General features: G+C 40.5%; 11 protein-coding genes. 5 read left to right on the forward strand and 6 right to left on the reverse strand.

What is annotated here, in order from left to right:
• Nucleotides 1–16: 16 nt before the first annotated feature.
• A complete protein-coding gene (locus tag PAARA_RS13175; protein WP_062569491.1) occupies nt 17–307 on the reverse strand; it encodes an MliC family protein in 291 nt (96 codons plus the stop codon).
• Between the two features lie 115 nt (nt 308–422).
• Here PAARA_RS13175 and PAARA_RS13180 point away from each other — a divergent pair, with 115 nt between their 5' ends.
• Complete coding sequence (locus PAARA_RS13180; protein WP_062569492.1) at nt 423–1328, forward strand: DUF808 domain-containing protein; 906 nt, start codon at nt 423–425, stop codon at nt 1326–1328.
• Nucleotides 1329–1510: 182 nt separating this feature from the next.
• Here PAARA_RS13180 and PAARA_RS13185 read toward each other — a convergent pair whose 3' ends face one another.
• Nucleotides 1511–2461, reverse strand: a complete 951-nt coding sequence (locus PAARA_RS13185) for a tetratricopeptide repeat protein (protein ID WP_062569493.1) — start codon at nt 2459–2461, stop codon at nt 1511–1513.
• A 193-nt stretch (nt 2462–2654) separates the two neighbouring features.
• Between PAARA_RS13185 and dbpA the strand changes: the two genes are divergently transcribed.
• On the forward strand, nt 2655–4043 hold the full coding sequence (dbpA, locus tag PAARA_RS13190) for an ATP-dependent RNA helicase DbpA (RefSeq protein WP_062569494.1): 1389 nt from the start codon (nt 2655–2657) through the stop codon (nt 4041–4043).
• 4 nt (nt 4044–4047) lie between these two features.
• Here dbpA and PAARA_RS13195 read toward each other — a convergent pair whose 3' ends face one another.
• On the reverse strand, nt 4048–4632 hold the full coding sequence (locus tag PAARA_RS13195; RefSeq protein ID WP_062569495.1) for a DNA-J related domain-containing protein: 585 nt from the start codon (nt 4630–4632) through the stop codon (nt 4048–4050).
• Nucleotides 4633–4786: 154 nt separating this feature from the next.
• Between PAARA_RS13195 and PAARA_RS13200 the strand changes: the two genes are divergently transcribed.
• Nucleotides 4787–7624 carry a tetratricopeptide repeat-containing hybrid sensor histidine kinase/response regulator gene (locus PAARA_RS13200; RefSeq protein ID WP_062569496.1) on the forward strand — a complete coding sequence of 946 codons (2838 nt, stop codon included), beginning with the start codon at nt 4787–4789 and terminating at the stop codon, nt 7622–7624.
• On the opposite strand, the gene PAARA_RS20905 is transcribed toward PAARA_RS13200, so the two are convergent.
• The 3 genes from PAARA_RS20905 to trxA all read right to left on the reverse strand — a co-directional run bounded on the left by PAARA_RS20905 (nt 7597) and on the right by trxA (nt 10806).
• Nucleotides 7597–8853 (reverse strand): methyl-accepting chemotaxis protein, encoded by a 1257-nt coding sequence (locus PAARA_RS20905; RefSeq protein WP_062569497.1) that lies wholly within the window; start codon nt 8851–8853, stop codon nt 7597–7599. The two genes, PAARA_RS13200 and PAARA_RS20905, sit on opposite strands and share 28 nt — an antisense overlap.
• A gap of 186 nt (nt 8854–9039) precedes the next feature.
• A complete protein-coding gene (gene rho, locus PAARA_RS13210) occupies nt 9040–10299 on the reverse strand; it encodes a transcription termination factor Rho (protein WP_062569498.1) in 1260 nt (419 codons plus the stop codon).
• A gap of 180 nt (nt 10300–10479) precedes the next feature.
• Nucleotides 10480–10806 carry a thioredoxin TrxA gene (gene trxA, locus PAARA_RS13215; protein WP_054554679.1) on the reverse strand — a complete coding sequence of 109 codons (327 nt, stop codon included), beginning with the start codon at nt 10804–10806 and terminating at the stop codon, nt 10480–10482.
• Nucleotides 10807–10896: 90 nt separating this feature from the next.
• Between trxA and rhlB the strand changes: the two genes are divergently transcribed.
• A complete protein-coding gene (gene rhlB / locus PAARA_RS13220) occupies nt 10897–12174 on the forward strand; it encodes an ATP-dependent RNA helicase RhlB (RefSeq protein ID WP_062569499.1) in 1278 nt (425 codons plus the stop codon).
• A 44-nt stretch (nt 12175–12218) separates the two neighbouring features.
• On the forward strand, nt 12219–13712 hold the full coding sequence (gppA, locus tag PAARA_RS13225) for a guanosine-5'-triphosphate,3'-diphosphate diphosphatase (protein WP_062569500.1): 1494 nt from the start codon (nt 12219–12221) through the stop codon (nt 13710–13712).
• Nucleotides 13713–13794 lie beyond the last annotated feature (82 nt).

Here is a 13794-nt window from a genome sequence, read left to right on the forward strand (position 1 = left end):
CAGCAACCAGATTTTGCTAAGATTGGTTCAGTGCACAATGATATTTTTTTCCCTTTAAAATGAACATCGCTTCAGCACCCTTTGACCAAAAAAGAACAGTGTCATTGCTGTATTTAACACCTGATGCACTTACTTGTCGGTTTAATACAAAGCTCTGTTCTTTGAACAACAGCTCAGCTTCATCTTCGCTAATGTCAGCAATGCTCACTGTGGAGTCTTCGCCACATGTATAATTATTTGGATCACTTTGCTTTGCACACGCGCACAAGCTAACGAGAATGAGTCCTGAGAGAAGTGGTTTTATCATTGCGACACCCCCTGTTTACTGAATGAAGTATAAGCCTAACAAAGAAAAATTAACCGTTGGTGAAAATGACTAGATAAGTTATGTTGTGAGTGTAATTAATTGGCAAGGAATGACTATGGCAGGCACTAACTTACTCACATTACTTGACGATATCACGACACTTTTAGATGATATTGCGACTATGAGTAAAGTCGCGACTAAGAAAACGGCGGGTGTGCTTGGCGACGATCTTGCACTCAATGCGCAGCAAGTCACTGGTGTGACAGCTGACCGTGAATTACCCGTTGTTTGGGCTGTTGCTAAAGGCTCCTTTGTTAATAAAGCGATACTGGTTCCAGCCGCGTTAATAATCAGTACATGGCTTCCTTGGCTTATTACCCCTTTGCTAATGATTGGTGGTTTATTTTTATGTTTTGAAGGGGCTGAAAAAATTGTCGAAAAGTTCTTCGGCCATAAGGAGAGTTCCGAGCAGCCATCCTCGGCACATCAAGATTTGCGAGAATACGAAAAGCAGAAGGTCAAAGGAGCTATTCGTACCGACTTTATTCTTTCTGCCGAAATAATCGTCATTACGCTAGGTACTGTTGCTGGTGCGACACTTTTTAATCAAGCATTAGTGCTGAGCGTTATCGCGGTGATCATGACGATTGGCGTGTATGGCTTAGTAGCAGGTATCGTTAAGCTGGATGATGCGGGACTTTATTTGCTTCAAACAGCAGAAAATAGTGGTAGTAAGTTAAAGGAATCACTTGGTAAATTTTTACTTGCATTGGCGCCAAAATTAATGCGCTTCTTAGCTATTGCGGGGACCATTGCCATGTTTTTAGTCGGCGGTGGTATTTTAGTGCATGGTATTGCGTTGCTACATCATACTCAGCAAGCCGTTACTCGTTTTGCATTGCAACATGCAGGCGCTGCTGGAGAGTTTGTTGCGCCCATTCTATTTGATGGCATGCTCGGCATACTTGCAGGACTCATAATTGTGGTGTGTCTACAGGGCTGGCGTAGATTAACAAGTTAATTGAAAAGGCCGGCGAGATAACCCCGCCGGCAAGAGTGTAGCACGGGAACGTTAGCGTGCTAGTGTGCAGGGTCTGACTCAAGTTTAATTAGCAATTACCTAATTAAACTCAAGCAATGATATGGTTATGTTATATTGTATCAATAGTGTTGTAAACACTATTTTACGTGAACCTTTAAAGATTATTCTAAATGAGTGCAGTCGAAAGATAGGCACAATTCTGCGAGTTCAATTTTTGCCTTAGGGTTGCTCTGTTGTGCTGCTTTGTTTAACCAGTAAACTGCTTTAGCTGTGTCTTGAGGGATGCCTTGTCCATCTCGGTACATCTGAGCTAGATTGAGCTGCCCCCATGAATATCCCGCTTCTGCAGACAGGGTAAAGCTCTCAATAGCTTCCTTATAAAGACCATCCTTAAAGTAAGTGATCCCTTGCTGGTTATTTTTATCAAGCTTCACACCTGTATAGAGAGGTTTAGGTTTAGGTGGATGCATTACAAAGCCACCAAATAGGCTATAAAGTTCTGGACGTAAAATCTTATAGATGATGTTATCGCGGTAAAAGTCATGAACTTGCTGTTTTGTTAAGGTAATTGTGTTACTGGCAAAGTAATTATCTTGTACCAGCATGCTGGTTCGCATCGCAATTTCGATATCTTTATTGTATTTATAAGTGTAGTTACCTACACGAAAGGTCATTGTATTATCATTAAATTCAATTAACTGGGCGACTTTTAAGTTATTAACGCGTTTGGGTTGACCCGTAAATTGTTCTGAAAGAACAAAGTAAGTATCAAATTGTTTTGGTTTCTCTAGGTAGTGTATTTCATTTTCGCTCTGACGTTGACTACTTAATATAAACGTCGTTAAAAGGTAGCTAATAACTAAAAGGCCTATGAAATACTTTATAAATGAAATGAGCTCTAAAACGGGCAGAGAGTACCAAGGCACATCAGTTATATGACCACAATCATCACATTGGCGCTGATAACTAATAGATAAAGGGGCGACAGGTAAAATAGTAAAACGAAGCAGCTTACTGTTATTAATCAGTGAAAAATGTTTACTCTGACAGTGAGGGCAAGTTGTAGCCTGTTTATAGAAAACATCAGCAACAGCGGTATTAAAAAGTAACATAGCTTCTTCCTTGGTAATACCCTTAAGTTAGAACATATACAGGGAGTTATAAAGTAGCAAACTGTAACGAAATATGAACTGAAGGTGTGGTGAGAGTCGTACTTATTTTTGCTTTAGAGAAAAGAGCGAATGTCTGCTATGATCACCTACATCTTCGAGGATGTCCCTCAATTATCAAGTGTGGAATTTTACTGTGACAGCATCTGCTTTTACATCATTGGCGTTACCGCAAGAGTTAGTCGAAAATTTATCGACCTTAGGTTATTCACAAATGACCCCAGTGCAAGCACAAAGCTTGCCTGTGATTTTGCAAGGGAAAGATATCATTGCGCAAGCGAAAACAGGTTCAGGTAAAACAGCTGCATTTAGTTTAGGAGTATTAGCTAAGCTAAATGTAAAACGTTTTCGTATTCAATCATTAATCTTATGCCCTACTCGTGAATTAGCCGAACAGGTGGCCCAAGAAGTACGTAAGCTAGCGCGTAGCATTCATAATATAAAGGTATTAACGCTATGTGGGGGCGTGTCTATTGGTCCGCAAATAGGTTCACTTGAACATGGTGCTCACATCGTGGTGGGCACACCTGGCCGTGTCGATGATCACATTCGCAAAGGGACACTCAGTTTAGATGATGTCGAGACATTGGTACTGGATGAAGCCGATCAAATGCTTGATATGGGATTTCAGGATACGTTAGACGCGATTGTTGACTGTATTCCAGCCCAGCGCCAGACGCTGTTATTCAGTGCGACCTATCCAAAGTCGATTGCAGCTATTGCTGAGCGAGTACTTAGCAACCCTGAAATGATCAAGGTTGAAGAAGAGCAAGAAAAAAGCACGATTAAGCAATACTTTTATAAGTTGGATAACAATAAGCAGCGTTTTAATACACTAAAGCTACTGCTGCTGAAGTTTCAACCTGAAAGCTGTGTGATTTTTTGTAACACCAAGGTAGAAACGCAACAGATTTGTGATGACCTTTTTGCTGAGGGCTTCAGTGCAGTTGCACTTCATGGTGACCTTGAGCAGCGAGAGAGAGAGCGCACATTAATTCGCTTTGCGAATAAGAGTGCTTCGATTTTAGTGGCGACAGACGTGGCTGCTCGCGGACTGGATATTAATGATATGGACATGGTGGTGAACTACCACCTTGCTCATGACCCACAAACTCATGTTCACCGAGTTGGCCGTACTGGGCGAGCAGGTAAAAAAGGCATTGCTTGCTCAATATATGGGGAAGCAGAACAATTCAAGGTAGCGCAAATCGGTGACCACTATGAGCGTGACTTTGACCCTGAACCACTACCGCCGTTTAGTTTACTCGAAAAGCCAGCTTATAAGCCAACGATGGCAACCATCATGATTGATGCGGGTAAAAAGCAAAAAATTCGTGCGGGTGATATCTTAGGGGCGTTAACTGGTAAAGAAGGGGTTGCAGGCCATCAAGTTGGTAAAATTAATGTGCTGGATAATGTCGCTTTTATTGCTGTTGAGCGTGTTGCTGCAAAACCTGCTTTACGAAAATTAACAGAAGGCAATATCAAAAAGCGTAAAATCCGTGCGCGTCGCCTCACTCGTTAACTGATCATAATGAGCAATATAATTTAAGTTGCTCATATTCACCTTGTATTTGTTTAAACACCACCGCAGAGCCCTGCTTATCTGGGTGGTGTTTTAATGCAAGTTGCCGCCAACGTTTTTGTACATCCTTTAACGAATATTCAGTATTTAAATTCCACCGCTCCCGTATTTCTTGGTGTTGTAAGGGAGTGAGTTTTTTTGTGGTATTTACAGAAGTTTGCTGACCAAAATGTTGCCAGAAATTATCGAGAAGTGCTGCAATTTCATCGTTAGATGTGTCGTAATTGTGCCAATCTAGGTAGTAGTCTCTTAAAGGTTCAGCTTGTAGTAATGCAGTATGTGAGGGTGTATTTACAAGCTCTATATGCAGCGAAGCGATACGGAGATGGTAGTCAGGGACCAGCTGTAATTGCAACTGATAAAGTGCATTCATGACTAGAAAATTGCGCTTAAACAAGTCTTTTTGCGGGTCATCATCGAGTGCTTTGATGTGATTCGTTTCTGATAAGGCGCTTGCTAATGTGTGAACTTTCCAAATCGGCTGTCTTATAAGTAAGCAAAAAATCTCGTCAATCAGTGGGTTAACCATTGTTCGTAAGCCGATGTTTAGTGTAATCTTTATTTTATACACGCTATCACAGCAACGTTATTAAAACCATGCTCGTGTTTTTAATCGTTGGCGCATTTAATCAAGGTTTAATTTTAGTGGCCTATGCTACTAAGCTTTTAGGGATATATACAATATGCTTATAAAATTGCGCAGCGGCTTAATTAACTTGATGTTTTTTTGCTGGGGCTTATTTTTATTTACCGATATTGCGCATGCCCACCCTTCATTATTGGAGCGTTTTAATCAATCTCAGCAATGGGATGAAAAGTTGCAGTTAGGAAAAAAACTGCTGGCTTCTTCTGTATTAAGTTCACAAAAACAGCATGAAATTCATATGCAACTAGGCGATTTGGCACTCGAGCAGGGCAATTTTACTGCTGCCGTTGAGCATTACCAGTTGGCTGAGAAAAGTACGACTTTGGAATCGGATCCTGAGGGGTATTTTTTAGCAATGAAAATGCAAGGTGTCACCTATTATTACCAAGGTCTAATGCAACAAGCCGTCGCGACGTACCTACGTGCTTTGAAAGTCGCGGAAAATATGAAAGATCCTATTTCTAAAGCAAATTTGCTCAGTAATATTGGCCTTGCTTATTTTAATATGTTCAATATGCATCAAGCACTGGATTACTATAAACAAGCTAAAACATTGTTTGAGCAATACGGCACTGCTCAAGATAAAGCTGATATTTTGCATAATATCGCAGGCATTTATATTCGTTTATCGAGTTATAGTACAGCACTTGATATGTATCGAGAGACGCTTGAGATCTATCAAGAGCTAGGTGATAAAGATGGAGTGGCACAGTCTTATGGCAATATGGGGGTCGCTTATTCTGAGTTAGGGCAATATCAGTTGTCACTACATTATTATCAGCGAGCTTTACGCTATTACCAATCAACAAACAATGCCTATTACTTATCATCGCGACATGGCAATATCGCCAATGTTTACTTGCGCACAGGCGATCTTGAACTTGCTATTAGTCATGCCGAGAAAGCGGTAGAGTTTGCCCAGCAGATAGATAATAAGTCCTTGGAGTTAGCGGGCCTATTTTCGCTTGCGAAAATAGAGTTACTGCAAGGGAAGTTAGCAAAGGCAGAGCAAACCCTTAATGCCTCCACAAAAATGGCAGAAGAATTTAAGGATGAATTACGCGTTCTTGACGGTTTGGGCATGCGTGCATTAATTAAAGCAGGGCAAGGGGATTATAAAGCGTCGGTGGCCTTGTTTGACCAATTTGTGCGCGACACGAATACCGCTAAAAATGAAAAGTTGCTGAAATCCTTGGGTGAACTACAAAGTCAAATACAAGCAAGCCAACTAAACCAAGAGATCCTTGATTTAAAACAACAGCAAAGTGTGCAAGAGCTAGAAATGTCTAAGCAACGACAGTTGGCTATTATGTTATTTATACTATTTATAATGTTGGTGGTGACAGGGGTCACTGTTTATCGACGTAGCATAGAAAAAAGAGCAAAAGAGCAGCTGTCTCTGATGGTTGCTAAGCGCACTAAAGAGTTAGAAAAAACAGCGGATCAACTACGCAAAGCTAATGAAATAAAAAGCCAGTTTTTAGCGAATATAAGTCATGAAATACGTACCCCGTTGACAGCCATTTTAGGTCAGACCGATAACTTGATGAATGGCCTTTATAAACCCGAATCTCTCAATGACGAATTGCGTGTCATTCACAAGCAAAGTGAGCACTTAAAAGAGCTTATTAATGACGTACTTGATATTAGTAAAATCGAAGCTAATAAACTGGAATTAAACTTAAAAGAAGGTGATCTCGTTAAATTATCAACGGATGTTCATGCCATGCTAAGTGGACAAGCCATAGATAAAAACTTGCAGTTCACATTTCATAATGAGTTAGGTGAGCAATTTTATAGTTATTTAGACTTTACTCGGATCAAACAAATTTTGATCAATCTATGTGCTAATGCTATCAAGTTTACTCATCAGGGAGAGGTGAGGTTATATGCTTCTTTATCCCAGCATGGGGTATGGTTTCGAGTAACAGATACTGGCATTGGTATGAATGAAGAGCAGCTTAAGTTGATCTTCGAATGTTTTAGTCAGGCTGATAATAGTATAAGCCGACGTTTTGGCGGAACGGGATTAGGACTGAGCTTATCGCAGCAGCTAGCGATGATGATGGGTGGTTATATAAGTGTTGAGAGTGAAGTAAACAAAGGCAGCGAGTTTTCATTTTACTTACCCTGCAAAGAGCATATTCCAGCTATGGATAAAATAGAGCATGATGTAAGCAATCTGCAAGCATCTTCGGGACTTAGCGGTAAGGTACTCCTAGCGGAAGATCATGTTGATAATCGTAGATTAATTCACCGTTATTTAGAGTCGATGGGATTAGAAGTCATTGCTGTAGAAAACGGTGAGCAAGCCGTTGAACAGTGTCTGCAAGCTTTTCCTGACGTTGTTTTACTTGATATTCAAATGCCGGTGCTCGATGGGTTAAGTGCGCTTAAATTGTTACGTGATTGTGGTTTTACTCAACCTGTTTATGCGTTAACAGCGAATGCTATTAGCCATGAAGTTGAAGCCTATTTAAAAGCAGGCTTTACAGGCTATTTAGCCAAGCCGATAGACAAAAAAGTGTTTTACACTCAGCTTGCGAAACACTGTAAAAATGCCATTAATATAAAGGACGAGCAACAGGATATGAGCGATTTGGTTGCAAGCTTTATTGGTAGTTTTGACTATGAAGCTTCACAAGTTCAGTTGCATTTCTCAGAGCAAGATTTATTTAATCTACAACAAGATGCGCACCGAATTGGAGGGGCTGCAAAAATGTTTGCCCTCGATGAAGTTGCCAACAGCGCGATGGCACTTGAATTGGCACTTAAGCATAATCAACTTATAGAGCTGCCAAGTTTAGTCGCTCAATTACTTGATCAGCTGCACAGTGCATCAGAGACTCAAAATAGCTCAATGTCACCCTCCTGAATTTGTTCGATAGCTTTACTATGGGAGCTTTCAAATCGGGAGCGGTCAACTCGCTGTATTAAATCTGTTGACGGGTGAGTGATTTTAAAGATAGACAACTTCTCATCTAATGTATGTGCTAGTTTTACTAAATCTTGACTTGAAACAGCCTGAATCTGTGAACTGGATAGCGCATCTGAATTAAGTTCTACCATTGACTCAATACTCGCTTGAGCTTCATCAGACATCTGACTTTGTATGGCAACTTGCTCATGGATATTTTCTGATAACGCATTGATGGCAAGCATCGCTTGTTCAATCTTATTGGTTTCTTTGGTGGACTCTTCTGATAGCTCAACTGTTTGCTCGGTTTCTTTTAATGCCGTTTGCATTAGCTGAACCGCACGTTCAGTACCATGTTGAATTTTGGACACCATCTCTTGTACTTCTTGCGTTGATTGGCTTGTGCGGGCTGCCAAGTTACGTACTTCATCTGCAACAACAGCAAAGCCTCGTCCTTGCTCACCAGCCCGTGCTGCTTCAATCGCTGCGTTTAACGCCAGCAAGTTCGTTTGTTCGGCAATTCCATTGATTACATCTATCACAGAGCCTATAGCATCACTGTCTTTTTTTAGCAGAATAATTTGCCCACTCGTTTGATTAATATTTTCTGCTAATTTTATTAGGCTTGCTTGGCTTTTATCTGCATCTACACGTGTCTGCTTAACTGAGTTTGTTGCATCGGATACCGCATGGTAAATTTTTTCTAAGCTGGTATCTAATTCCCTTGATACATCAATGGTTTTTTCAATCGTGTTTGCTAGGTCAACACCATGAGCATTTTGAATAGTCGCTTTTTGAGTCATAGAGGCATAAGTGTCTCGTAAGGCATCAGCCATTGGTAATAATCGTGCTGATGATGCATAAATCTCACTTAGCATATGTTCCACAATTGTGAGGTTGGCATTTAATGCATGACATGCTTTGGGGAGGTGTTTATTACCTTCATCAAATCTGAAGGTAAAGTTGATTCCATTTTCAGAGGTGATATTTGAGACAAAATGAATTAAGTGGTCGCGTTGCTTTTTGTCATTTATATATAGAAAGCTTAGCATGACAAGCCACGGCAAAATAATAGCTGCGCTGAGCGTGATGCAGGCAAGAGGGCTAAAATTAAAAAAATAAAAACTAGCAATACAACTAAGTAGGCTTATTACAAACAGGGTTATAGCTACTTTAAAGCGAATCATTGAAGTGTCCTTTGCCCTTAATCTTATTAGGTATAGAACAGCTTTAATGTATATTCCAACTTATACCAATCGATACGACCTAAAAATAGCTTTTTTAAGTGTATTGGTATTATAGGTAAAGCACAGAGAGTGAGTTATAAAAAATGCCTGTGTTTTAAACAGGCATTTTTTGAAGTCTATCCGCGTTTATTTACGCTTCATTGAGTCGAAAAACTCATCATTGGTTTTACTCATTGAGAGCTTATCAATTAAGAACTCCATCGCATCTATTTCAGACATCTCATGGACAATTTTACGTAAAATCCACATTTTCTGTAGTTCATCAGGTTTAGTTAGTAACTCTTCGCGACGTGTACCTGAGCGGTTAAAGTCAATCGCAGGGAATACACGCTTTTCAGCAATCTTACGATTTAAGTGTAGCTCCATGTTACCTGTACCTTTAAACTCTTCGTAGATAACTTCGTCCATCTTCGAACCGGTATCGATAAGCGCAGTTGCGATAATTGTTAAACTACCACCTTCTTCTACGTTACGAGCTGCACCAAAGAAACGTTTTGGTTTGTGTAATGCATTAGCGTCAACACCACCGGTTAATACCTTACCAGACGAAGGAATCACTGTATTGTAAGCACGTGCAAGACGAGTGATTGAATCAAGTAAGATAACCACGTCTTTTTTGTGCTCTACAAGGCGTTTTGCTTTCTCGATAACCATCTCTGCAACTTGAACGTGTCGGCTTGCTGGTTCATCAAATGTTGATGCAATCACTTCACCTTTAACAAGGCGTTGCATCTCAGTTACTTCTTCTGGACGCTCGTCGATTAGAAGCACCATTAGCTCACAGTCAGGTTGGTTATAACTGATTGATTGTGCAATATTTTGTAGAAGCATCGTTTTACCAGCTTTTGGCGGTGCAACGATAAGTGCGCGTTGGCCTTTACCAATTGGTGAGGCCAAATCAAGTACACGCGCTGTAATGTCTTCAGTACTACCATTACCACGTTCCATACGTAAACGTTCGTTTGCGTGAAGTGGAGTAAGGTTTTCAAAAAGGATTTTAGTGCGTGAGTTTTCAGGTTTGTCGAAGTTAACTTCATTGACTTTCAGGAGTGCGAAGTAACGTTCACCATCTTTTGGCGGACGAATTAAGCCTGAAATTGAGTCACCAGTACGCATGCTGAATCGGCGGATTTGACTCGGAGATACATAAATATCATCTGGGCCTGCTAAATAAGATGCTTCTGATGATCTTAAGAAACCAAAACCATCTTGTAAGATTTCTAGTACACCGCCGCCAAAAATGTTTTCACCGCTTTTAGCGTGTGCTTTTAGAATGGCAAAAATAATGTCTTGTTTTCTTAAACGGGCTACGTTTTCGAGCCCCATGGACTCAGCTAGGTTTACAAGCTCTTTGATCGACTTGTCTTTTAATTCGCGTAAATGCATATTGGTGGGTTCTTTATTACAATTATCATACTCAAATCATCGTTTGATACATGAGTGAGGTTTGTTGGTATAACTAAGGATTAGTTGGCTTTATAAACTAGCAGGTCACTAGCTAGGCGTCCAGTCTTTAAACAAAATAAAGTTAAAAAAAGGGCAAAAAGCCCTTTTTTACAGTCAAAATTAGATGTTGTTCTCTAAAAACTCAACTAATTGAGTCTTAGAAAGTGCACCTACTTTAGTCGCTGCGACTTGACCATCTTTGAAAAGAAGTAACGTAGGGATACCACGAATACCAAATTTAGGTGGTGTACCTGCGTTTTGGTCGATATTAAGTTTACCTACTGTCACACGTCCGTCAAATTCACCCGCTACTTCGTCAAGAATTGGGGCGATCATTTTACAAGGTCCGCACCATTCAGCCCAAAAATCAACAAGTACAGGTTTGTCTGATTGAAGTACGTCAGCTTCAAAGCTATCGTCAGTTAATTGAATAATTTTCTCGCTCATTGCGATCTCCGATAAGTTAGGCGAAATATTTAATGCGTATTTAAACACTCTTGTTTCTTATTGCAAGTTTAAACGTTATGCTTAAACGCTATGACTAAGACACATTTGACCGATAAAAAGTTTTCAGACTTTGCTATCGCACCGGAAGTGGTTGCCGGTTTAACCGAAAATGGGTTTGAATATTGCACTCCCATTCAAGCTAAATGCCTACCTTTTATCTGTGAGGGCCGCGATATTGCTGGCCAAGCACAAACGGGTACGGGCAAAACGTTGGCGTTTTTAACTGCCACGTGCCATCGGTTACTACAATCTAGCAAAGCATCTAGTAAACATCCAAGAGCCCTGATCATGGCCCCAACTCGGGAGCTGGCGATTCAGATACACAAAGATGCAAAAATTTTAGCGCCACACTGTAATCTTAACTTAGGTTTAGTATATGGTGGCGAAGATTACGAAAAACAACGTGCACAATTAGAAAAAGGCGTTGATATTTTAATTGGCACCACTGGACGCCTTATCGATCTTTACAAACAGGGTTGTTACACCTTGAACGAAATTGAGGTCGTGGTGCTTGATGAAGCCGATCGGATGTTTGATTTAGGATTTATTAAAGACATTCGTTATATGTTTAGGCGTATGCCAGAAGCATCTGAACGCTTGAATTTATTGTTTTCAGCAACCTTGTCTTATCGCGTGCAAGAGTTGGCATTTGAGCATATGACAAACCCAGAGCACGTACAAGTTGAGCCAGACGTAAAAACTGGCAAACGTATTCAAGAAGAGCTATTTCATCCATCACAAGATGACAAAATTAAGTTACTGTTAACGTTAATTGAAGAAGAATGGCCAGATAAAGCAATTGTGTTTGCAAATACCAAACACAGTTGTGAAAATGTTTATGCATGGATGAAAGCGGATGGCCATCGTGTTGGATTACTAACCGGTGACGTGAACCAGAAAAAACGTCAATCAATTTTGGCTCAATTTACCAAAGGCGATTTAGACTTTTTAGTGGCAACAGACGTTGCTGCTCGTGGTTTACATATTCCAGAAGTAAGTCATGTATTTAATTTTGATTTACCAGATGATTGTGAAGATTATGTACATCGCATAGGGCGTACCGGCCGTGCTGGTGCATCAGGCCACGCGATTAGTTTTGCTTGTGAGCAATACGCATATAACCTTCATGAGATTGAACAGTACATAGAGCACAGCATTCCATTATCGCATTATGATAAAAGTGCATTGCTTGATGATTTAACTAAGCCTACTATTCAGAAAAAGCGGAACTATTCTACAGGCCCACGTAATCGTAATAACAACGGACGTCGCCCAAACAATAGTTACCAAAAATCACGGTCGTCATAAACGGCCGTTTTTAAGACTTAGTAGTAACTAGAGGTTTTTGAACGGTGGGGCAACTTCAACCGCAAAAAAATGTGTATGCAGTTATTGATTTAGGCTCTAACAGTTTTCATATGTTAATCGCAAAATCAATCGCTGGCGGTCTGCAAACGATCGGTCGAGTCAAACGTAAGGTGAGGCTGGCTGCTGGGCTTGATGAAAACAATGTGCTTAGCAAAGAAGCCATGCAACGAGGTTGGGAGTGCCTAGCCTTGTTCGCTGAGCGTTTACAAGACATACCAAAAGATAATATCACCATCGTTGCAACCGCAACCTTACGTCTTGCTACCAATGCCGATGTATTCAAGCAAAAAGCTGAGCAGATCCTTGGTCATAAAATCAACGTCATCAGCGGTGAGCTAGAAGCAAAGACGATTTACAAAGGTGTGGCACATACATCAGCTTGCAATGGTAAACAGCTTGTTATCGATATTGGTGGGGCAAGCACTGAAGTCGTCATTGGTAAAGATTTTGAGGCATTACACTATAAAAGTCTGAATATGGGGTGCGTGACTTTTCTTGAGCGTTACTTCAAAGATCAAAAGCTCAATGAAAAGAATTTCAATGCAGCTATAAAAGCAGCGCATGATGTGGTTAAAGGTATTGTTGCAGAGTATAAAAAATCTGGTTGGCAAATCGCCAGCGGTGCATCTGGTACAGTGCAAGCAATTCAAGAAATCATGGTTGCACAAAATCAAGATGAGCTCTTAACGCTTGATAAGCTTTTAGCTATCAAAGAGCAAGCAATCCAATATGACACAATTGCTGATCTTGAGCTTCCAGGCTTAATAGAAGAAAGGCGTCTAGTATTCGTTTCAGGACTAGCCATTTTAATTGCTTTATTCGAGTCGTTAAATATAAAGCAAATGGGTCTTGCTCGTGGCGCATTACGTGAAGGTGTTTTATATAGCATGGTGCCTGAGCTACATAACCATGACATTCGTAAGCGTACAGTGGATGGCTTAATGAATCGTTACCATGTAGATCAAAAGCAGGCTTGCCGTGTCGCACAACTTGCAGAGCAATTGGCAAAAAGTGTAAAAGGGCAATGGCAATCAATTGATAGCAATGCAATCGCGTTATTAAAGACAGTGGCAAAATTGCATGAGATTGGTTTGCTAATCGAGTATAAACAGTATCACAAACATACCGCTTATATATTAGAGAACACAGATATGCCTGGGTTCTCACAATCTGAGCATAAACTGATTACTGCCGTTGCGAATGAACATCGCTCAGATCTGATCAAACACAGTTTTGATCATTTAGGCTGTCATAAACAACTAGCAGAATGTTTGGCTAGAATAGTGAGGGTCGCAGTGATCTTATCTATGCGTCGGCAAGATGACGTACTACCGCTGCTTGACTTAAGTGTAAACGAAAACATCCTGACGCTGACATTTGATGGCGATTGGTTAAAATATCATCCATTAATGGCCAGTGAGCTGCAACTAGAATCCAAGCTGCAAGCAAAAGTAGGTTGGAAGCTTATAGTAAAATAACGATAAAAGGCCCATTAGGGCCTTTTTTAGTGCTATTTTTACGCGTTTCGCTGGTATTTTGCACGAACAGTCATTTTTTTCA

This window comes from Pseudoalteromonas arabiensis (genome assembly GCF_001550155.1).
GTDB lineage: Bacteria > Pseudomonadota > Gammaproteobacteria > Enterobacterales > Alteromonadaceae > Pseudoalteromonas > Pseudoalteromonas arabiensis.

Coding starts and splice junctions, on each gene's coding strand:
- PAARA_RS13180 (WP_062569492.1), top strand. CDS start 423: ATGGCAGGCACTAACTTACTCACATTACTTGACGATATCACGACACTT.
- PAARA_RS13175 (WP_062569491.1), bottom strand. CDS start 307: ATGATAAAACCACTTCTCTCAGGACTCATTCTCGTTAGCTTGTGCGCG.
- rho (WP_062569498.1), bottom strand. CDS start 10,299: ATGCATTTACGCGAATTAAAAGACAAGTCGATCAAAGAGCTTGTAAAC.
- trxA (WP_054554679.1), bottom strand. CDS start 10,806: ATGAGCGAGAAAATTATTCAATTAACTGACGATAGCTTTGAAGCTGAC.
- PAARA_RS20905 (WP_062569497.1), bottom strand. CDS start 8,853: ATGATTCGCTTTAAAGTAGCTATAACCCTGTTTGTAATAAGCCTACTT.
- PAARA_RS13195 (WP_062569495.1), bottom strand. CDS start 4,632: ATGGTTAACCCACTGATTGACGAGATTTTTTGCTTACTTATAAGACAG.
- PAARA_RS13185 (WP_062569493.1), bottom strand. CDS start 2,461: ATGTTACTTTTTAATACCGCTGTTGCTGATGTTTTCTATAAACAGGCT.
- PAARA_RS13200 (WP_062569496.1), top strand. CDS start 4,787: ATGCTTATAAAATTGCGCAGCGGCTTAATTAACTTGATGTTTTTTTGC.
- rhlB (WP_062569499.1), top strand. CDS start 10,897: ATGACTAAGACACATTTGACCGATAAAAAGTTTTCAGACTTTGCTATC.